Genomic DNA, 19,957 nt, shown 5'->3' with positions numbered 1-19,957 from the left:
AGCCTCGCCAATCCATGCGCCGCAAGGGTTCTCTCACTCAGCGCCTGGCCGGCGCAGGTCCGGAGCTCTGACGTAAAACCAATTCAACGGGCCATAGTTCCTGCACATTGCCGGCCGGCTTGCCCGCCAGCACCTGGGTAATCAGCTCGGCGATGCGCATACCGGCCTGGCGGATCGAGGAGCGGGTGGTGGACATGGTGGGATACATGTTGTCCGCATTGAGATAGGGAAACACGTCATCATGGGCGATCATGGAAACGTCGGTTCCCAATTCCAGGCCCGCCTGGCGAATGGCGCGGAACACGCCGAGGGCGGTCATCATCGAGCCGGCGAGGAATGCCGTCGGGCGCGGGCGTAATTCGAGCATGGACTGGGCCAGGCGGAAGGCGATTTCGTCGGTGAAGGGTGAATTGCCGATCAGGGCCGGATCGACCTTGATCCCCCGGGCGCCGAGCGCGGCGCGATAGCCGGCTTCGCGATGTTCGGCAAAGGTGCGGCCGCGCACCCCGTTCAGCAGGGCGATGCGCTGGTGCCCCAGATCCAAGAGGTGACTGGTAGCGCGTTCGAGCGCCCTGGTGTTGTCGATATCGAGCCAGGCCAGGGGGCGGCCGATCTCCGTGCGGCCATGGAGGATGAAGGGAATGTTTAGGCTGGTGAGCAGTTCGGCCCGTTCGTCCCGGATGGTGGGGGAATGCAGGATAACCGCATCGACCTTCTGGCTGGCCGCCAGGCGCCGGTAGGCGGCGAGTTCTTCCTGGTGGCTGGCGACGGTGGTCACCAGCATGTCGATTTCCTGACTGGCCATGTAGCTGCCCACGCCGGACAGGAACTCGGACATGTGCGGACCAAGTTCGTCGGCGCCGCGCAGGACGAGGCCCACGGCGCCGGCGCGGCCGGTGGCGAGGCGCAGGGCGCTGGCATTGGGCCGATAGCCCAATGCGGTGGCCGCATCGGCCACGCGCCGGCGTGTCGCTTCCTTCACCTCGGGATAGCCGTTGAGTGCGCGGCTCACCGTGGTTTGCGACAGACCGAGATGTTCCGCCAGGTCCTTCAGTCTCATTTCGCCAGTGACCCATGTGTCAGGACGCTTCCGCCCCCGAGCCGAAGCGGATCAGGGGCGGCGCCAGGCTGGCGCAATCCTGCCAATAGGGCAGACGCCGCTTGTTGAAAAGTGGGCGCCCGTTTCTCCTCCGCCGGCAATTCAAAGCGATTTCAATTTTATTGGCAAGAGGGTGAAAACGTTTTCGAATTTTGAGGTGCGTACATCAGCCGGGAATTGGCCCTGAAGCCTGTGAATTAACAGGTTGCTTTCGTAAGATATTGAAATTGCAAGATTAAATTTTCGACGTCTTAAAAAACGCAGAGTCGGGCGCGTTTCGCCGCTTGACAGTGATGGGGCGCTCTGGTTCCTATTTGCCCAAAGCGCTTTGGAAATTACCGCTCGAACGGTTTGAACCGAAGTGTTTTTGAGGGAGGGCGAACTGGCCAAGCGCGCCGAGCGTCCGGCTGGTTGACCGTGCCTCCCGCCAACTCGATTCCTTTGGGAGGAACTCAATGACACTCAAGACTTTGTTCGTCGGCATGATGGCGAGCGTGACCCTGGTTGCCGGTGTTGCCCAGGCCGCTGAACTGTCCATCGTTTCCGGCGATACCGGCAATGGCCTGGCATTCCTGCGCAGCCAGCTGGACAAGTTCGAGGCCGATACCGGCCACACCGTCACCGTGGTGCCGATGCCTTCGTCCACCACCGACCAGTTCGGCCAGTATCGCCTGTGGCTCGCCGCCGGCAATGCCGATATCGACGTCTATCAGACCGACGTGATCTGGGCCCCGCAGCTGGCCGAGCACTTCGTCGACCTGACCGAGGCCGCTTCCGACATTTCGGGCAACCACTTCCCCTCGATCATCGAGTCGCAGACCGTGGACGGCAAGCTCGTCGCCCTGCCGGCCTTCACCGACGCGCCGGCGCTCTACTACCGCACCGACCTGCTCGAGAAGTATGGCAAGGAAGTCCCGGCGACCTGGGCTGACCTGGAAGCCACCGCCAAGGAAATCATGGATGCCGAACGCGCCGAGGGTAACTCGGAGCTGTGGGGCTTCGTGTTCCAGGGCAATGCCTATGAAGGCCTGACCTGCGACGCCCTTGAATGGGTGATGTCGAATGGCGGCGGCCAGATCGTCGAGGCCGACGGTACCGTCTCGATCAACAATGAGCAGGCTGCTGCCGCTATCGATCGGGCTGCCGGCTGGGTTGGCACCATCGCTCCCGATGGCGTGCTGGCCTATATGGAAGAAGAAAGCCGCGGCGTGTGGCAGCTCGGCAATGCCGTGTTCATGCGCAACTGGCCCTATGCCTATGCACTGGGCAATGGCGACGACTCTTCGGTGAAGGGCAAGTTCGACGTGGCGCCGCTTCCGGCCGGTGACGGCGAAGGCGCGCGTTCGGCTGCTACCCTCGGTGGCTGGAACATGGCCGTTTCCATGTACTCCCCCGACCAGGAAGCCGCCATCGAGCTGGTGAAGTACCTGGCTTCGGAAGAAGTGCAGAAGGAACGCGCCATCAAGCAGTCCAACCTGCCGACCATTCCGAGCCTGTATTCGGATGCCGACGTGCTGGCCGCTTCGCCCTTCATGGCGAACTGGCAGGCGATCTTCGAGCAGGCCGTGCCGCGTCCGTCCGCTCCGACCAAGACCGACTACAATGAAGTGTCGTCGCTGTTCTGGAGCGCCGTGCATGACACCCTGTCGGGCAATGGTACGGCGGCCGAAAACCTCGAAATCCTCGAGGCCGACCTCGCCGATCTCAAGGGCGACGCCTGGTAAGTCCTCCCGGCTGTCCTAGCAAAGCGGGCGGTGGGGCTTCCCCCGCCGCCCGCTTCGCGCAAATATCGACGACAATGGGGGAGGAAAAGACATGGCGACGGAAACGATGGGGTCGGTGGCCTCGGCCACAACACCCAAGATAAAATCGGAACTCATGCAGCAGCGGGTGCGAGCCGCGCGCTGGTTCCTGGTGCCGATGCTGATTGCCCTGGCAATCGTTGCCGGCTGGCCCCTCTTGCGGTCGATCTACTTTTCTTTCACCGACGCGACGCTCAACAATCTCTACGGCGCCGAATGGGTCGGCTTCGGCAATTACCTGCGCTGGCAGGTGCTGGAGAGCGGTACGGTCCGCTATCGCGGCGTGCTGGCCGATCCGGACTGGTGGAATGCGGTGTGGAACACCGTGCGCTTCGCCTTCTGGTCGGTGCTGTGGGAAACGGTGCTCGGCATGATCGTGGCACTGGTGCTCAATGCCGAGTTCCGGGGCCGGGGCATCGTGCGTGCCGCCATTCTCATTCCCTGGGCCATTCCGACCATCGTTTCGGCCCGTATGTGGAGCTGGATGCTGAACGACCAGTTCGGCATCATCAACGATCTTGGCATGAAGCTGGGCCTATTGGCTGCCCCGGTGGCCTGGACCGCCTCGGCCGATACGGCCATGACTGCGGTTCTGATCGTCGATATCTGGAAGACCACGCCATTCATGGCGCTGCTGATCCTGGCCGGCCTGCAGATGATCCCCAAGGACATCTATGAAGCCGCCGCCATCGACGGGGTGCATCCGGTCAAGCAGTTCTTCAAGATCACGCTGCCGCTGGTGCGTCCGGCGCTCATGGTCGCGATCATCTTCCGCGTGCTCGATGCGCTGCGCATCTTCGACCTGATCTATGTGCTGACGCCCAATTCGCGCTCGACCAAGACGATGTCGGTTCTGGCGCAGGAGAACCTGTTCCAGTTCAACAATTTCGCCGAGGGCTCGACGCAATCGACCTTGCTGTTCCTGCTGATCGCCATCTTCACCATCCTCTATATCTGGCTAGGCAAAGTGAACTTCGAAGGGGGAGATCGCTGATGGACGCGACATTCGATTTCTGGAAGCTCACCAAGCAGGTGCTGTTCTACCTGTTGGTCATCTTCATCGTGGTGGTGTCGGTCTTCCCGTTCTACTACGCGATCCTGACCAGCCTCAAATCGGGCACCGACCTGTTCCGCGTCACCTATTGGCCGACCTCGTTCAGCCTCGACAACTTCCGGCAGGTGTTCACGCAGGGCGAGTTCCCGCGCAACCTGCTGAACTCGGTCTTTGTGGCCAGTGTCACGGTGATCCTGGCGCTGTTCCTGGCCATCACCGCATCCTTTGCGCTGAGCCGCGTGCGGTTCAGGGGGCGGGGCCTGTTGCTGATGACTATCCTGGCCGTCTCCATGTTCCCGCAGATCGCGGTGCTGGCGGGCCTGTTCGAGGTGATCCGGTTCCTGGGCATCTACAACACGCCCTGGGCGCTGATCTTCGCCTATACGATCTTTACCCTGCCGTTCACCGTGTGGGTGCTGACCACCTTCATGCGCGACCTGCCTGTCGAGATCGAGGAAGCCGCCATCGTCGATGGAGCGACGCCCTGGGTCATCATCACGCAGGTGTTCATGCCGCTGATGTGGCCGGCGTTGGTGACGACGGGCCTATTGGCCTTCATCGCGGCCTGGAACGAGTTCCTGTTCGCGCTGACCTTTACCGTTTCGAACCAGACCCGCACCGTTCCGGTGGCCATCGCCCTGCTTTCGGGCGGGTCCCAATACGAAATTCCCTGGGGCATCATCATGGCGGCATCGGTCATCGTCACCGTACCGCTCGTGGTGCTGGTGCTCATCTTCCAGCGCAAGATCGTCAGCGGCCTGACCGCCGGCGGCGTCAAGGGCTAAAGGAGTAACGCCAAATGGCATCAATTGAGCTGCGCAATATCAAGAAGTCCTTCGGCGCCGTGAACGTCATCAAGGGCGTCGACCTCGAAGTGCGAAAAGGTGAGTTCATGGTGTTTGTCGGCCCTTCGGGCTGCGGCAAATCCACCCTGCTGCGACTGATCTCGGGACTTGAGGACATCACCTCGGGCGAAATGCTGTTCGACGGCCAGGTGGTCAATGCCCTGACGCCGTCCAAGCGCGGCATCGCCATGGTGTTCCAGTCCTACGCGCTCTATCCGCACATGACCGTCTATGAAAACATGGCGTTCGGGCTGAAGCTCGAAAAGAGCCATGGCAAGGACGAAATCCGCAAGCGCGTGGAAAAGGCTGCCGACATGCTGCAGATCCGGCAGTACCTCGACCGCCTGCCCAAGCAATTGTCCGGCGGGCAGCGGCAGCGCGTGGCCATCGGCCGCGCCATTACCCGCGATCCCAAGGTGTTCCTGTTCGACGAGCCCCTGTCCAACCTCGACGCCGCGCTGCGCGTGGCGACCCGCATCGAGATTGCCAAGCTGCACGAGGACATGGGCAATGTGACCATGATCTACGTGACCCATGACCAGGTCGAGGCCATGACGCTGGCCGATCGCATCTGCGTGCTGCGGGATGGGCTGGTGGAACAGGTCGGCACGCCCATGGAACTCTATGAGCGCCCCGACAGCATTTTCGTGGCCGGCTTCATCGGTTCGCCCAAGATGAATTTCATCACCGGCGACAAGGCGGCCAAGCATGACTGCGCCACGCTGGGCGTGCGCGGGGAACACATGACGGTGACGCCGGATGGTGTTTGGGAAGGCACGGTGATCCACACCGAGAACCTCGGTGCGGACACCTATGTCTATCTCGAAATGGGCCAGGAAGAGCCGGTGGTGGTGCGCCTTGAAGGGGCGCAGGAACACCCCTCGGGCACGGTGCTTCGCGTGTCGCCGGTTGCCGACAAGGTCCACCGCTTCGACGAAGCCGGCAAGCCGATCCGCCAATAGGCGGGGCATGGGTGGCGGCACAGGGTCGCCACCTTTTGGTGCTAAAGGCGCGCTCCCCCAAAAACGGGAACCACCGTTGAGAAAACCGGGGTTCCCGTTGGCACGGGAATGACGCAGAGACGAAACAGATTATCCCGGCCCGGTGCCGGTATTCCACTAGGAGACTATCATGCCGATCCGAACCCTTGTCTGGGGCGAGAACGTCCACGAGCAGAAGAACAAGGTCGTGGCCGAGAACTATCCCAAGGGCATGCACAACCACATAGCCATGCTGCTGGAATCGGACCCGAACATTTCGGTCAAGACCACGACCCTGCAGGAGCCCGAACACGGCTGCACCGAAGAGGCGCTGGCCAATACGGACGTGCTGATCTGGTGGGGTCACGCGGCCCATGACAAGGTCGACGACGTGGTGGTCAAGCGGGTCATGGAGCATGTCTGGCAGGGCATGGGCCTGATCGTGCTGCATTCGGGGCACCACTCCAAGGTCTTCAAGGGGCTGATGGGCTCGCCCGCCAATCTGCACTGGCGCGAGGCCGGGGAGCGCGAGCGCCTGTGGGTGGTCAATCCCGGACACCCGATCGCCAAGGGCCTGCCGCCCTATTTCGAGCTCGAATACGAGGAAATGTACGGCGAGCCCTTCACGGTGCCCGAGCCGCTGGAAACGGTGTTCGTCTCCTGGTTCCAGGGTGGCGAAGTGTTCCGCAGTGGCCTCACCTATCGTCGCGGCGCCGGCAATATCTTCTATTTCCGTCCGGGCCACGAAACCTATCCGACCTATCACGACGCCAATGTCGGCAAGGTGCTGCGCAATGCGGTCAACTGGGCCTATGCGGGCGAGCGCCATGCGCATCTGATGAAGGCACCGAACACACCGGTGGGCGAGGCGATCGAAAAGATCGAAGAGCGCGGCGCCAAGCTGTCGGCGGCCGATCATGCCGGTGAAGTGAAGAAGTAACCCGAACGCGGCAGGCGCCGCCCCTGAGACCTCATGGTGAGCTTGTCGAACCACGAGGTCGGTCACATGGCGCCTGCCACGACCTCGTCCTTCGACAGGCTCAGGATGAGGTCTTCTGCCGCATCGAGCCTATTTATGCTCGCGGACTTCAGACTCCGCACAAGGAACAAAGACTATGCGTATCCTCATCCTGGGTACCGGCGGCATGGCCAATACGCATGCCAAGCACTTTGCAGCCATCGAGGGGGTGACCCTGGCCGGCGGCGTGGACGTCGATCCGATGCGGGTCGAGGCGTTTTGTTCTGCGCACAATATCGAGCGGGGCTTTGGCTCGCTCGATGCGGCGCTGGCCTGGGGGCAGTTCGATGCCGTGGCCAATGTGACGCCGGACAGCGTGCACTACCCCACCACCATGGCGGCCCTGGCGGGCGGCAAGCACGTCTTCTGCGAAAAGCCGCTGGCCACCGACCATGCACGCGCCATGGAAATGACCGAGACGGCCGAGCGGCTGGGCCTGGTCAACATGGTCAACCTGACCTATCGCAATGTCGCCCAGCTGCAGAAAGCCCGCGACATCGTGATGTCGGGGCAGGTCGGCACGGTCAAGCATTTCGAGGCGAGTTACCTCCAGAGCTGGCTGGTCAGCAAGGCCTGGGGTGACTGGCGCACCGAGAGCCAGTGGCTGTGGCGGCTATCCAAGAAACATGGCTCCAATGGCGTGCTCGGCGATATCGGCGTGCATATCCTCGACTTTGCCGCCTACGGGGCCGGCAGCGACTTTTCGAAAGTGTTCTGCCGGTTGGAAACCTTCGACAAGGCGCCGGGCAATGTCATTGGCGAATATGATCTCGACGCCAATGACAGCTTTGCCATGACGGCGCAGCTGGAAAATGGGGCTCTGGGCGTGGTTCACGCCAGCCGCTGGGCGACGGGTCACTTCAACGAATTGCGCCTGCGCGTCTATGGCGAACTGGGCTCGGTGGAAGTGCAGCACCGGCATGACTGGTCGAAACTCTTCACGTGCCTGGGCGCCGACGCCGAGACCGGCACCTGGACCGAGGTCGAGGTCGAGCCGGTGCCGACCAACTACCAGCGTTTCGTCGATGCCTGCCGGACGCAGACAAACCTGGAACCGAGCTTCCGCCACGCCACCAATATCCAGAAGGTGCTGGACCTGGCGACGGTGACCGATCGCGACCGGATGGAGCACAAGGTCAACTGACCGCAGCGCATATGAGAAAGGCCCCGGCAGAGCCGGGGCCTTTTAGTTTGATCAGGCAGGGCTGACCTAGTTCTTTTTTGGTCGCGTTTTCGAACCAGAAAAGTGGTTTCCACTTTTCTTGAAAACGCTTTAGGCGCGGTCGTCGACGAAAACGACAACCGAACCATCAGCGTTGCTCTTGACGGCAACCACATCGCTGGAGGCATAGCCTTCGGCTTCAAGCTTGGCCTTGATGGCGGCATTGCCTTCGACATTGGCCTGAAGGGCCGTCTGGGCTTCGGCATCGGCGGCAAGGGCTTCATCGAGAGCCGCAGCTTCCGTTTCAGCATCGCCTTCCAGGGTCGAGATCAGCACCAGGGAAACCTGGGCGTCCTCGGTGACGGCCGAAAGGTCGACGTCAGCCGAGCCGGAGATCGAGGCCATCACGGCGCCATAGGTGTTGTCGGCCATGTCGCCGGCGCTGGCGTCCACGCTGGCATCGACACCGACATCGGCATCAGCATCCAGCGAAGGGGTTTCGACGGACACGCCGGTGTCGCTGTCGAGGGTCACGCCCGCATCCTGGGCAATTGCGTAGGAACCAGCGCCGAGAAGGGTGGCGATGGACACTGCGGTGAGAATTTTCTTCATTGTTTTTCTCCGTTTTTTAGGCCCCGCAGCCAACAAACGGCCCTGGTCCAGATCGGTTGCACGCTTTTGTGCGCAATCGGAATGAAATCGAAAAATGTGAACGGGCTTGCAACTGGGCCACAGGGTTCCGACTTGTTGCAGGGACACGAAAACGGGAGCGTCTTTATGGAAATTCTCTGGGCCATCATCATCGGCTTCTTCGCCGGGCTCATCGCGAAATGGATCACGCCGGGGGATCGCAAACCCTCCGGTTTCATCCTGACGACAGTGCTGGGCATTGTCGGCTCGGTGCTGGCCACCTGGCTCGGTCAACAGATCGGCTGGTATGGCCCGGGCGACGGCGCCAATTTCATCGGCGCGATCGTCGGCGCCGTCATCATCCTCTTGGCCTGGGGCCAGCTGGCGCGGCGCTGAGACACTGCTGTCGCGGGAAATGCAAAGGGGCGGCCCAGGCCGCCCCTTTTTTCGTGTCGTATATGTCGAGTGATGGCGCTCTAGGCCTTATTCGATGCCGAACATGGTCTTGGCGGCGGCCTCGGCGGCGTCACCGGCCTGCTTGACCTGCTCGTCGGTCATGCCGGCGGCCTTGGCGGCGGCTTCGGCCTGGGTGCGGGCGTCGACAACGGCCTGACGCTTTTCGGCCTCGTTGAGCTGCAGGTCCTCGACCTGCTGCTGCACGCTCTGAACTGCCTCGTCCACGGTCATGTCCGTGCCGGGCACGGTGGCATCGCCATTGACTTCCACATTGACGATGGGCTCTTCGGCCGCCGGCTCAGCTTCAGCGGTCGGTTCGGTTTCGGCCGGAGCGGCTGTTTCTTCCGCCGGCGTGGTCGTGGTTTCGGCCGGAGTCTGGGGGGCATCACCACCGCAGGCGGTGAGGGTCAAGGTCGCCGCAAGAACGGCAGCAATAGCTAGGGGCTTCATTCGACGCTTCCTTCAAATTCGCTGATCCCGATCACGGGATAGTGAGGGTCATTGCGAGCAATCGTGTCGAAGATGGGGCCGGAAGCGGGTCATTCCGGGGCGGGCACAAAAAAGGGCGCCGGAGGGCGCCCTTTCGCAGTCATTCGGTCACCTTTGGCCTATTCGACGACAGTGATGCGACCATCGGTATAGGGGGTGTATTCGCCACCCTGCTTGGCGATGTAGTCGGCCAGAACCTGCTCCAGCGGCGGGCCGAAGTCATACGGATTGTCGCCTTCGGCAAAGGTGCCATAGCCGTCGCCGCCACCACGCATGTAGTTGTTGGTGACAATGGTGTAGGTGGCATCCTCATCGATCGGAGCCCAGGTGTCGCCGTCGGCAACCATGACCTCGCTGACGCGCTCACCGGCCGGATTGGCGAGGGTGAAGCTGTATTTGAGACCGGCAACCTGCGGGAAGCGGCCCGCACCATTTTCCACGTCGCTGACACCGTTTTCGAGCGCTTCGATCACGTCGGCACCGGAGATCTGCACCGTGGCCAGGGTGTTGGAGAACGGCAGGACGGTGATGACTTCGCCCATGGTGATCTCGCCGGCATCGATGGAGGAGCGCAGACCGCCGCCATTCTGGATGGCAATGGTCACGCCCTGATCGGCAACGCGATCCAGCATGGCGTCGGCAACCAGGTTGCCCATGGAGCATTCCATGGCGCGGCAGACTTCGCGGGCACTTTCGATATTCTCGGTGGCGGTGCCGATGACGACGCCCATGGCTTCCTCAATCGGGGCCGCGAGGTCGGCCAGTTGGGACTTGAAGTCCTCGTTGCCTTCCACCGAAGCGTCGATGAGGAAGGGTTCGCCTTCGGCGCTGACGACCTTGCCGTCATCATCCCAGGTGATGGCAATGTCGCCCAGATACTTGCCGTACTGATTGGCCTGGACGACGGGCACTTCGACGCCGTCCGGATTTGTGACCATGGTGGGGTAGGGGCCGGCGGCGCCTTCCATGGACCCAAGCAGGGAGTGGCTGTGCCCGCCCACGATCACGTCGACCAGCGGCAGCGCGGCGGCAACTTCCATGTCGATGGTGTAGCCGATGTGGCTGAGCAGGATGATCTTGTTGACGCCGGCGGCATCAAGGGCCTCGGAAGCGCCGCGGACATACTGAATGACGTCGTGGAACTCGACGGCATCGCCGGGCGAGGCAATATCGGGGGTGTCCTCGGTGGTCGCGCCGATGATGCCGACCTTTTCCCCGCCGATATCGAGGACGATGGAGCCCTTGATCTTGCCGGCCAGGTTTTCGTCGCGGGTGACGTCAAAGTTGCCGCCGATGATGGGGAATTCGGCCGCCTCGATGAATTTCAGGAACTCCTCGGGGCCGTCGTCGAATTCGTGATTGCCGGTGGCGACCACATCGAAGCCCATCTGGTTGAAGAAGTCCGAGACCACCTTGGACTTGTAGGTGGTGTAGTAGAGCGAGCCCTGGAAATTGTCGCCGGCCGACAGAAGCAGCGAGTTGCCGCCCTCATATTTTGCCCGCGTGTCGTCGATGATGGTCTTGAGACGGGCAATGCCGCCGAAGCATTCACCTGCGGCGTCGGTTTCGGCGTCGCAGTTGGAATCGGACCCGGTGATCGGGTCGAAGCGGGAATGGAAATCGTTGATATGCAGAATATTCAGCGTGAAGTCGGCATGCGCCGCACTGGAAAAGCCAGCGCAGAGGGTGAGCGCTGTGGCGCCCAGCAATAGATTTTTCATCCCTGTTGTCCCTTTTGCTTTTTTTCGGTCGACGTCGCCGGAAACCGGCAGGCCGGTGCGCCGCCCCAGGTGGTTCCGCCAGTTCAGGCCTGGCGAAGCCGTTCGGGGTGACACGGTCAGCGTCGACGGGCAGTTAACCAGTAAAATATGACGGGCGAAAGTGGACCTTTTGGTCAAATTTCGTCCCTGGGGACCGTCACACCTTATTTACCATGGCCAATCGTGCCGCACCGGCGGAGGGACGCGTAAACCCGGGGGCAAGGAATTGAGCGCCTTTGTGGGATGAACATCCCGTGGACCGCCCTCATATGAGTATCGCCCTTCAAAGCCTGATGCGCCAGCCAACGACCGGTCCGGCGCCCGCACCCCGTTCGGCGAGCCTCATGTCGTTCCTGGCAATCGGGGCGGGGGGCGCCATTGGCTTCGTCATCGTGTCGGGCCTGCTGGTCGGCCTTGTGCCACAGGAGGCCGCCTGGATCGTCAGCGCTGCCTGCTATTGCGCTTTCATCCTGCCGGTCTATCTGCTGCATCGCCGCTTCAGCTTCGCCTCAGAGGCCGAACACGCGCGGGCCCTGCCGCGATATGCCGGCGTGCAGGCCATGGCCATGCTGCTGGCCGCCGCCTTCGGCTATGTCTTTCACGGCGCCCTGACCCTGCCCAGCCTGCCGGCGGCGCTGCTCGTCGTGGCGCTGACGTCAGGCGTCAATTTCGTGGTGCTCAAGAGCTGGGCCTTTGCGGTTGCACGTCCCGATGCAAACGCGATCGTGGCCCGCGCCGGATGAACGGCGGGAAACGGGTTCTCAACGCCGTCCATGGCGCACTGATCTTTGACCGCAGGGTCGCGGTGCTGGCCGGGGCCATTGCAGAGATGATCCCACCCGGCCCGGCGCGCGTACTCGACCTTGGCTGTGGGGATGGGCAGGTGGCGCTGGGGGTGATGCGGCGGCGTCCAGACCTCGAAATTGAGGGAGCCGATGTGCTGGTGCGCCCCGTCACCCATATTCCGGTGACGCGATATGATGGCACCAGGCTCCCCTTTGCCGATGCCAGCTTCGAGCATGTGAGTCTCGTCGACGTGCTGCATCACACGGACAATCCGGCCGCCGTGCTCGCGGAGGCGGCGCGCGTGGCCAGCGACAGCATCATCATCAAGGACCACCTGCGCGAGGGGTTTCTGGCGGGACCGGTGTTGCGGCTGATGGATTGGGTCGGCAATCGCGGCCACGATGTGCGGCTGCCCTATAACTATCTCCATAGCGGTCAATGGCAGGCGGCCTTCGCTGTCGCCGGGCTCGCGGAAAAATCGCGCCGGGAGAAGCTCGGCCTTTATCCGCCTCCGCTCAATTGGGTGTTCGAACGCCAGATGCATTTTGTCAGCCGGCTGGAGCGATCGTCGTAGAGCCAGAAGCGTGGCGTCCGCATTTCGTGAATCGCCCGGCGAACCGGGAACGTGCGTAACGGGCTTTCAATAGTGGCCCAGTCGGGTATTCTCCGCGCCGTTTGATTTGCGGAGGTTCTCCATGCGCAGTGCTTTGATCGTATATGGTGGCTGGGATGGTCACGACCCGGAAGAATGCGCCACCATCTATCGTCGCTGGCTGCATGAAGACGGCTATTCGGTGCGGACGGCCACTGAAACCGGCGCCTTTGCCGATCCCTCGATCCATGATCTGTCGCTGATCGTGCCGATCTACACCATGAGCAAGATCGCCAAGGAAGAGGTCGAGAACCTCACCAAGGCCGTGGCGAACGGGGTTGGCCTGGCCGGTCACCATGGCGGCATGAGCGACGCCTTCCGCGATTCGGTCGATTACCAGTTCATGGTCGGCGGGCAGTGGGTGGCCCACCCGGGCAATATCATCGACTACACCGTGGACGTGGCCAAATCGGATGACCCGATCATGGAGGGGATCAAGTCGTTCCCCTACACGTCCGAGCAATATTACATGCATGTGGACCCCTCCAACGAGGTGCTGGCGACCACCACCTTTACCGGCGAACATGCCTATTGGATCGACGGCGTCGTGATGCCCGTGGTGTGGAAGCGCCGCCATGGCAAGGGCAAGGTGTTCCACATGACCCTGGGTCACCGCGCCAAGGAATTCGAGAACCCCAATATGGCCACCATCATGCGGCGTGGCATGAACTGGGCCGCGCGGGACGAATAGCGCCTACCAGCGCAACAGGATACGCCCAAGTGCCGCGCCGGCAAGAGCGGTAAGGGCAATGCCCAGCGAATACCAGACGGCGATGAACATCATGCTGTTTTCGCCGCAGAAGAAGGCATAGACCCAGGCGCCGAAGCCGCCGGCCAGCAACCCGGCGGCCAGCCCGGCCATGGAAGGGGACCGCGGCGCCAGGCGACGCATGGCGATGAGCAATACTGTCAGGACCGGCAGGCCCGTGAGGGTGATGAGCCAAGGGCAGACCATGGCCGTCTGGCCCATCAGCATTGGCATGGCCCAATCGCCGCCCATCCAGTTCATGGTGCCGAGGCCGAGTGCGAGCAGCACGACGAGGCCGGCCGCCACCAGTGGCCAGCGGATGCGGCCATCGGGGCGGCTCAGGGCCGGGACGGCAGCGAAGCCGAAGAGCGCGAAGGCCAGCGTGTAGCCGAATTTCATGGCGAACATGCCATCGCCCCAAAGGGGCACGAAGGGTCGTCCGATCCACAGATCGAGCACCAGCCAGGCATAGGGCAGGGTGATCAGGGCACCGATGGCCAGGGCCAGAGCGATATGGCGTTCCATGGCACGCGGCGATACCGGCGCGAGGTCGCTACTGAGGCGGGTGATCAGGTCGTCGGTCATTTTTCACCCCCGGCAAAGCGGGCCATGAGCGATTTGAGGCCGCGATGGATGGAGACCTTGGCGGCGGTCTCGGTCATGCCATGGCGCTGGGCGGCCTCGGCGACGCTGGCGCCTTCGATGCGGGTCTGGCGGATGAGATCTGCGGTGCGATCCGGCACTTCGCTCAGCACGGCCGCCACATCGAGCTGGTCGGCGGCATTGGCGCTGTCGTCAGTGGCGAAGATTGGGGCATCGTCCTCGAGCGGCACAGTGGGGCGGATGGCAGTGCGGCGGACGTAATCGACATACTTGTGGTGCGCCACGGCATGAAGCCAAGCGGTGAACGGCCTTGTCCGATCGTAGGTCATCCGCCGCGTATGCACGGCCAGCAGGGTTTCCTGCACGAGGTCCTCCGCCTGCGAAGCATGGGCGGGGCCCAGCCGCCGGGCAAACCAGGGCCGCAGATAGCGCGTCAGATCGGCGAGCAGGCGCCGATAGGCCACCGCATCGCCATCGAGCGCGGCGAGCATCAACTCACGCAGCCGCATCTCTGTCGCATCCACCTGCATTGTGTCTCCATTCGCCCGATGGCCGGTGGAGGTTACACACCAGCGACAAAAAAGCGAGCCATGATCACGGCTGCGTGACCAGGTAACCCGCGGCAAGGTCACGGCGAATGGCCTGGCACGAACCGCCGCATGGGTGGCGGTCGAAACAGGGAGACTTCCATGTCCAAGATTTTCGTGCTGTCCGCCGCCACTGCCCTGGCTCTCGCCTTTGCGACCGGGGTGCAGGCCCAGGATGCCATGGCCACCGACGCAATGGGCGGCGATGCCATGGAAACGGATTCGATGGCGACCGACTCCATGGCGATGGATGCCATGGCGCCGATGATGAGCGATGACGAACTGACCCTCTGCCTCGAACAGGCCGCGGCGATCACCTTCCCGGCGGTTGCCGAAGTTGCCGCCCAGGCCTGCCATGACGTTCATAACGGGCACGACGCCATGGGCGGCGATGCGATGGGCGGGGATGCGATGGGCGGGGATGCGATGGGTGGCGATGCGATGGGCGGCGATGCCATGGCCCCCAAACAGTAAAATCAGCGTGATGGCGACCATCTGCCCGATGCGCTACCGTAGTTAGGGGCAGATGGTCGATCCGATGCCGGGGGAAAATCATGAGCACACAAGAGGGACTGCCTTCCAAGAAGGGCCCGTTGATCTACCGCCAGTCGATCTGGACGCGCGTGACGCACTGGACCTGGGCGATCTGCCTGTTCTTCCTGCTGCTGTCGGGATTGCAGATTTTCAACGCGCATCCGGCGCTCTATGTGGGGCAGCAATCAGGCTTCGAGTTCGACAATGCGGTGCTGCGCATCGGTGCGGTGAACACGCCTGAGGGACCGCGCGGCCGCACCACGGTGTTCGGCAACACGTTCGATACGACCGGCGTGCTCGGCATGAGCGGCCCGGAAGCGAGCCCGACCTACACGGCCTTTCCCGGCGCTGTGACCATCCCCTCCTTCCGCGACCTGGCATCGGGGCGCGTGGTGCATTTCTTCTTTGGCTGGATATTCGTCGGGGCGCTGTTCGTGTGGTTCCTGGCCAGCTTCATCAATGGGCACCTGCGGCGCGATATCGTGCCCAAGGGTCAGGATGTGCGCGGATTGCCCGGCGATATCGTCGACCATGCGCGCTTTCGCTTTCACCATGGCCGGGTCTATTCGCCGCTGCAGAAGCTCAGCTATTTCGTGGTGTTCTTCATCCTATTTCCGCTGATCATCCTCACCGGGCTGACCATGAGCCCCGGCATGGACGCGGCCTGGCCGTGGCTGCTCGATGTCTTCGGCGGGCGGCAGACGGCGCGGACCATCCATTTCGTGGTCATGGTGCTTTTGGTGCTGTTCTTCGTGGTCCACATCATCATGGTGCTGCTGGCCGGACCGCTGAACGAATTGCGATCCATGATCACCGGCTGGTATCGCACCAGCCCGGGCACTGAAGCTCAGGAGGGCGACAAGCCATGAGCAAGCTGATCGTCAATCGTCGTCGTTTCCTGCTCGGGTCGGCTGCCGTGGGTTCTGGTCTGGCGGTGTCGGGTTGCTCGCCCTTCGATTTCCTCGGGCAGCGGGACAATCCGATCCGCAATGCGATGGAACAGGCCAATGTGCTCACCTATCAGGCGCAGCGCGCGCTGATCGGCGACCAGGTGCTGGCGCGCGAATATGCCGAGAGCGAAATCCGCCAGGGCATGAAGCCCAATGGCTCGACCGAACCGACGACGCCGGAATACATGTTCCTGCGCGGCATGAATTTTGAACCCTATCGCCTGACCATCAAGGGCATGGTGGAGCGCGAAGTCAGCTTCTCGCTGGCCGAACTGCGCAATATGCCCAGCCGCACGCAGATTACCCGCCACGATTGCGTGGAAGGGTGGAGCTGCATCGCCAAGTGGACCGGAACTGCGCTTGGGCCCGTGCTGGACCAGGCCGGCGTCAAGCCGGGCGCGCGCTTTGCGGTCTATCACTGTTACGACAATATCCAGCGGACGCTGAGCGGCGACATTCTCTATTATACCAGCTCGGACCTCGTGGATGCCTATCACCCGCAGACGATCCTTGCCTATGGGCTCAACGATCAGACCCTGCCGGTCAGTAACGGGGCGCCGGTCCGCCTGCGGGTCGAACGGGCGCTGGGCTACAAGCAGCCCAAATATCTCCACACGATCGAACTGGTGGATGACCTGTCGCCCTTCGGCCAGGGTAAGGGGGGGTATTGGGAAGACGCCGGCTATGACTGGTATGGCGGGATTTGATGTGGTGCGCTTCTCCCTCTCCCCTTGAGGGAGAGGGTGGATCGGCCGAAGGCCGAGACGGGTGAGGGGTGCTGCGCCAACCAGTAGCTTCTAGGTTTGCGGTCCGCGCGGCACCCCTCATCCGCCCTTCGGGCACCCCCGTTCGAGCCGGGGGCAGGCTCTTCTCCCTCAAGGGGAGAAGGCCACCAAGAACAGGCCGGTGCAGAGAAGGGTTGCATTCCCCGTGCTTGCCTTTTTCCCTCATCTCCCCCATATGAGCGTCACGTCGCGGCAGAATGACCGCTGATGGACTTCTCTTCTTACTCATGCGGTGAGCGGCGAAGTCAGCCCGGATACCCAGATCGCCAAGTGGCAATCGGTCCGGGTTTGAGCCAGCACCCGCGCGATATCCCTATCGCCCGATTGCAATTTGAAGATGCGCTCGTCGTGTTTGCGGCAGGGCGCCTGCGCGGTTTCGCGCACCATGAAAGACAAGAATTTGAACGACTTTGTTTCGCTCGGTCTGCCGACCCAGATCACCGACAGCCTGACTGCGGGCGGTTTCACCGAGCCCACGAAAATCCAGCACCAGGCCATTCCGAAACTGCTCGAAGGCCGGGACATGCTGGGCATTGCCCAGACCGGATCGGGCAAGACGGCGGCCTTTGGCCTGCCGATCCTGGCCGGCATCATGGGCCTGACCGGCCGCCCGCGGCCGATGACGACGCGCGCGCTGATCCTGGCGCCGACGCGTGAACTGGCGGTGCAGATCGAGGAAAACCTGCGCAAGTTCGCCGGGTCCAAGATGAGGCTCGATACCGTGCTCGTCCTGGGCGGGGTGTCGCGCTATCACCAGGTGCAGAAGATCGCCAAGGGTGTCGACGTGGTCGTCGCCACCCCCGGACGCCTGAAAGACCTGTTGGACGACAACAAGATCCGCCTCAACGAAACGCGCTGGCTGGTTCTGGACGAGGCCGACCGGATGCTCGACATGGGCTTTATCGCCCCGGTACGGGCGATCGCCAAGGCCATCGGCCTGCGGCGCCAGACCATGCTGTTCTCGGCAACCATGGCCGCAGAAGTCGAAGACCTGGCCAAGACACTGCTCAAGGAACCGATCAAGGTCGAGGCGGCGCCGCAGGGCTCCACCGTGGTCAAGATCGACCAGCGCGTGATCATGTCCGGCTCCAAGGCCAAGCGCGGCGTTCTCAACGACCTGCTCGCCGACGAGAAGGAAGGCATGGAGCGCGTCATCATCTTTTCGCGCACCAAGCATGGCGCCGACCGCGTGGCCAAGAACCTGGCCATCGACGGGCACGAGGCTGCCGCCATTCACGGCAACAAGAGCCAGAATGCCCGCCAGGCGGCGCTCAAGGGTTTTGCCAGCGGTTCGGTGCGCATCCTGGTCGCGACCGATATCGCGGCGCGCGGCATCGACGTGCAGGGCATCACCCATGTGGTGAATTATGAACTGCCGGACGATCCGGAGAACTATGTGCACCGCATCGGCCGGACCGGCCGCAATGGCGCCTCTGGCATCGCCATCACGCTGTGCGACGGCACCGAAAAGAGCAAGCTGCGCGATGTCGAGCGCCTGATCCGGCGCACGCTGCCGGTGTCCGGCGATGTGAACCTGGTGGAAGTGGCACCGGCCCCGCGCCAGCCGCGCAATGCGGCCGGTGCGCCGGGTGGCGCGCGCACGCCGCGCAATCCAAAGGCCAATAGCCAGCGCAAGTTCAACTCGCCGCGTCCCGGTGGCGAGCGGACCAAGTCGGCGGCGCCGGCCAACGGCGAGCGGGTCAATACCGGCGCGGGCAAGGTCGTGCGTCGCGATGGCGAGACCGGCAAGGTTATGGGCAAGCCCGGCGGCAAGTCGGGCAAGCCACGCTGGACCAAGGGCCAGCGCGATGCCGGGCGCGCCCGTCGCAATTCGGCAAGCGCGTAAGACGAACCAGATGTGAAGATGGGCGGCCTTGGGGCCGCCCATTTTTCTTGGTCGTGCCACTTTCAAGGCGATTCCACCCCTCACCCTGGCCCTCTCCACGGGGGGCGGGGGGGACGATTGAACCGGTGGATCAGTTCACCCGTTCGACGCTATAGAGACGGCTGGAACCAGTTTGTCGGGACATGCCATGACCAGAATTGCCATTGTCGGACCGGGCGCGATCGGGGGCACTGTTGCGGCCTGGCTGGCGCAGAACGAGGCGCTCGAGATTGCCGTTTGCGCGCGCTCGCCGCTGACCGACCTGGTCATCGAGACGCAACTGGGCACGATCAGCGCCAATCCCGAGGTTCTGACCGACCCGGCCCAGGCGAAAGTGGTCGACTGGGTGCTGGTCACGACCAAGACCTACTCTGCGGACGATACGAAGCCCTGGCTCGACCTTCTGGTGGGCGAGGGCACCCGGGTCGCCATCGTGCAGAACGGGGTGGAACAGGTCAGGCTGTTCGAACATCTGGTGCCAGCGGACAGGCTCCTGCCGGTCATGATCAACCTGCCGGCGACGCGGAAGGCGCCCGGCCGGATCGTCCAGAGCGGCCATGGCATTATTGCCGTGCCGGCCGGGTCCGATGGCGATGATTTCGTGGCCCTGTTCGCCCATACAGAGATCGAAGCGGCAACGCATGAGGATTTCCTCAGCCAGCTCTGGGTCAAGCTTTGCGGCAATTGCGGCTCGATCATTCCTTCGCTGACCCTGCGAGCGACAGGCCCGGTCTGGTCAGCGGACCTCGAGGCCATGGTGCGCGGCCTGGCGCAGGAATGCGCGCTGGTCGGCCGGGCGGAGGGCGCAGACGTGCCGGACAGCGTGGTGGAAAAGGTCGTCGACACCCTGCGGTCCATGCCGGAAGGCGCGGTTGGCGGGTCTATTCATGCCGACAGGCTGGCAGGAAACCCCATGGAAGTGGATGCGCGCAATGGCGTCATCGTGCGGCTGGGGGAAAAGCACGGCATTCCCACGCCGATCAACCGCATGCTGGTGACATTGCTGGCGGCGTCGGCAAGCCCGTGGGTCAGGGGCACGTAGCCGCGCCAAGTCTGCTCTTGTTTTGACCTGGGCTGAAACCACCCCCACCCAGCTTTGCTACGGCCCTGCGGGCCTAGCGGCGCTACCTCC

The 19,957-nt window shown here is 62.9% G+C and carries 21 protein-coding genes; 15 read left to right on the top strand and 6 right to left on the bottom strand.

Annotated elements, in window-relative coordinates; translation table 11 throughout:
• Positions 1 to 37: 37 nt before the first annotated feature.
• Positions 38 to 1,060 carry a substrate-binding domain-containing protein gene (locus tag KIT02_RS07915; RefSeq protein WP_297584625.1) on the bottom strand — a complete coding sequence of 341 codons (1,023 nt, stop codon included), beginning with the start codon at positions 1,058 to 1,060 and terminating at the stop codon, positions 38 to 40.
• A 494-nt stretch (positions 1,061 to 1,554) separates the two neighbouring features.
• On the opposite strand from KIT02_RS07915, the gene KIT02_RS07910 reads away from it, so the two are divergent.
• From KIT02_RS07910 to KIT02_RS07885, 6 genes are all read left to right on the top strand, one after another.
• Entirely contained in the window at positions 1,555 to 2,823 is a 1,269-nt protein-coding gene (locus tag KIT02_RS07910; RefSeq protein WP_297584622.1) for an ABC transporter substrate-binding protein, read from the top strand.
• Positions 2,824 to 2,914: 91 nt separating this feature from the next.
• Entirely contained in the window at positions 2,915 to 3,895 is a 981-nt protein-coding gene (locus tag KIT02_RS07905) for a sugar ABC transporter permease (protein WP_297584619.1), read from the top strand.
• Positions 3,895 to 4,740, top strand: a complete 846-nt coding sequence (locus KIT02_RS07900) for a carbohydrate ABC transporter permease (protein WP_297584616.1) — start codon at positions 3,895 to 3,897, stop codon at positions 4,738 to 4,740. The genes KIT02_RS07905 and KIT02_RS07900 overlap by 1 nt, the downstream gene beginning before the upstream one ends.
• Before the next feature lie 14 nt (positions 4,741 to 4,754).
• Positions 4,755 to 5,762 (top strand): ABC transporter ATP-binding protein, encoded by a 1,008-nt coding sequence (locus tag KIT02_RS07895; RefSeq protein WP_297584613.1) that lies wholly within the window; start codon positions 4,755 to 4,757, stop codon positions 5,760 to 5,762.
• Positions 5,763 to 5,931: 169 nt separating this feature from the next.
• A complete protein-coding gene (locus KIT02_RS07890; protein ID WP_297584610.1) occupies positions 5,932 to 6,720 on the top strand; it encodes a ThuA domain-containing protein in 789 nt (262 codons plus the stop codon).
• A 175-nt stretch (positions 6,721 to 6,895) separates the two neighbouring features.
• Complete coding sequence (locus tag KIT02_RS07885) at positions 6,896 to 7,942, top strand: Gfo/Idh/MocA family oxidoreductase (protein ID WP_297584607.1); 1,047 nt, start codon at positions 6,896 to 6,898, stop codon at positions 7,940 to 7,942.
• 129 nt (positions 7,943 to 8,071) lie between these two features.
• Here the strand turns inward: KIT02_RS07885 and KIT02_RS07880 are convergent, their stop codons facing one another.
• The gene (locus KIT02_RS07880) at positions 8,072 to 8,572 is read right to left on the bottom strand and encodes a hypothetical protein (RefSeq protein ID WP_297584604.1); all 501 of its coding nucleotides are present in this window, start codon (positions 8,570 to 8,572) and stop codon (positions 8,072 to 8,074) included.
• A 165-nt stretch (positions 8,573 to 8,737) separates the two neighbouring features.
• Here KIT02_RS07880 and KIT02_RS07875 point away from each other — a divergent pair, with 165 nt between their 5' ends.
• Complete coding sequence (locus tag KIT02_RS07875; protein ID WP_297584601.1) at positions 8,738 to 8,986, top strand: GlsB/YeaQ/YmgE family stress response membrane protein; 249 nt, start codon at positions 8,738 to 8,740, stop codon at positions 8,984 to 8,986.
• An 87-nt stretch (positions 8,987 to 9,073) separates the two neighbouring features.
• Here the strand turns inward: KIT02_RS07875 and KIT02_RS07870 are convergent, their stop codons facing one another.
• Both KIT02_RS07870 and KIT02_RS07865 read right to left on the bottom strand, forming a co-directional pair.
• Positions 9,074 to 9,496: a hypothetical protein gene (locus tag KIT02_RS07870; RefSeq protein ID WP_297584589.1), complete on the bottom strand. Its 423-nt coding sequence runs from the start codon at positions 9,494 to 9,496 to the stop codon at positions 9,074 to 9,076.
• A 158-nt stretch (positions 9,497 to 9,654) separates the two neighbouring features.
• Positions 9,655 to 11,256: a bifunctional metallophosphatase/5'-nucleotidase gene (locus KIT02_RS07865; protein WP_297584586.1), complete on the bottom strand. Its 1,602-nt coding sequence runs from the start codon at positions 11,254 to 11,256 to the stop codon at positions 9,655 to 9,657.
• 308 nt (positions 11,257 to 11,564) lie between these two features.
• On the opposite strand from KIT02_RS07865, the gene KIT02_RS07860 reads away from it, so the two are divergent.
• From KIT02_RS07860 to KIT02_RS07850, 3 genes are all read left to right on the top strand, one after another.
• On the top strand, positions 11,565 to 12,038 hold the full coding sequence (locus KIT02_RS07860) for a GtrA family protein (protein WP_297584583.1): 474 nt from the start codon (positions 11,565 to 11,567) through the stop codon (positions 12,036 to 12,038).
• On the top strand, positions 12,035 to 12,655 hold the full coding sequence (locus KIT02_RS07855; RefSeq protein WP_297584580.1) for a methyltransferase domain-containing protein: 621 nt from the start codon (positions 12,035 to 12,037) through the stop codon (positions 12,653 to 12,655). The genes KIT02_RS07860 and KIT02_RS07855 overlap by 4 nt, the downstream gene beginning before the upstream one ends.
• Before the next feature lie 121 nt (positions 12,656 to 12,776).
• On the top strand, positions 12,777 to 13,424 hold the full coding sequence (locus KIT02_RS07850; protein WP_297584577.1) for a ThuA domain-containing protein: 648 nt from the start codon (positions 12,777 to 12,779) through the stop codon (positions 13,422 to 13,424).
• Between the two features lie 3 nt (positions 13,425 to 13,427).
• Here the strand turns inward: KIT02_RS07850 and KIT02_RS07845 are convergent, their stop codons facing one another.
• The gene (locus tag KIT02_RS07845) at positions 13,428 to 14,066 is read right to left on the bottom strand and encodes a DUF1109 domain-containing protein (RefSeq protein ID WP_297584574.1); all 639 of its coding nucleotides are present in this window, start codon (positions 14,064 to 14,066) and stop codon (positions 13,428 to 13,430) included.
• Entirely contained in the window at positions 14,063 to 14,587 is a 525-nt protein-coding gene (locus KIT02_RS07840; RefSeq protein ID WP_297585158.1) for a sigma-70 family RNA polymerase sigma factor, read from the bottom strand. The genes KIT02_RS07845 and KIT02_RS07840 overlap by 4 nt, the downstream gene beginning before the upstream one ends.
• A gap of 186 nt (positions 14,588 to 14,773) precedes the next feature.
• Here KIT02_RS07840 and KIT02_RS07835 point away from each other — a divergent pair, with 186 nt between their 5' ends.
• The 5 genes from KIT02_RS07835 (at position 14,774) to KIT02_RS07815 (ending at position 19,867) form a co-directional block, all read left to right on the top strand.
• Positions 14,774 to 15,145: a pentapeptide MXKDX repeat protein gene (locus KIT02_RS07835; protein ID WP_297584572.1), complete on the top strand. Its 372-nt coding sequence runs from the start codon at positions 14,774 to 14,776 to the stop codon at positions 15,143 to 15,145.
• 80 nt (positions 15,146 to 15,225) lie between these two features.
• Positions 15,226 to 16,074 (top strand): cytochrome b/b6 domain-containing protein, encoded by an 849-nt coding sequence (locus tag KIT02_RS07830; RefSeq protein ID WP_297584569.1) that lies wholly within the window; start codon positions 15,226 to 15,228, stop codon positions 16,072 to 16,074.
• Positions 16,071 to 16,862 carry a molybdopterin-dependent oxidoreductase gene (locus KIT02_RS07825; RefSeq protein WP_297584566.1) on the top strand — a complete coding sequence of 264 codons (792 nt, stop codon included), beginning with the start codon at positions 16,071 to 16,073 and terminating at the stop codon, positions 16,860 to 16,862. The genes KIT02_RS07830 and KIT02_RS07825 overlap by 4 nt, the downstream gene beginning before the upstream one ends.
• Before the next feature lie 478 nt (positions 16,863 to 17,340).
• Entirely contained in the window at positions 17,341 to 18,786 is a 1,446-nt protein-coding gene (locus KIT02_RS07820) for a DEAD/DEAH box helicase (protein ID WP_297584562.1), read from the top strand.
• 187 nt (positions 18,787 to 18,973) lie between these two features.
• Positions 18,974 to 19,867, top strand: coding sequence for a 2-dehydropantoate 2-reductase (locus KIT02_RS07815; RefSeq protein ID WP_297584560.1), 894 nt, complete (start codon positions 18,974 to 18,976; stop codon positions 19,865 to 19,867).
• The last annotated feature ends 90 nt before the right edge of the window (positions 19,868 to 19,957 follow it).

It is taken from the genome of Devosia sp., assembly GCF_025809055.1.
Lineage (GTDB): Bacteria > Pseudomonadota > Alphaproteobacteria > Rhizobiales > Devosiaceae > Devosia.
Note: the sequence above shows the minus strand (reverse complement) of the source record. Positions and strands in the feature narration are given on the sequence as shown.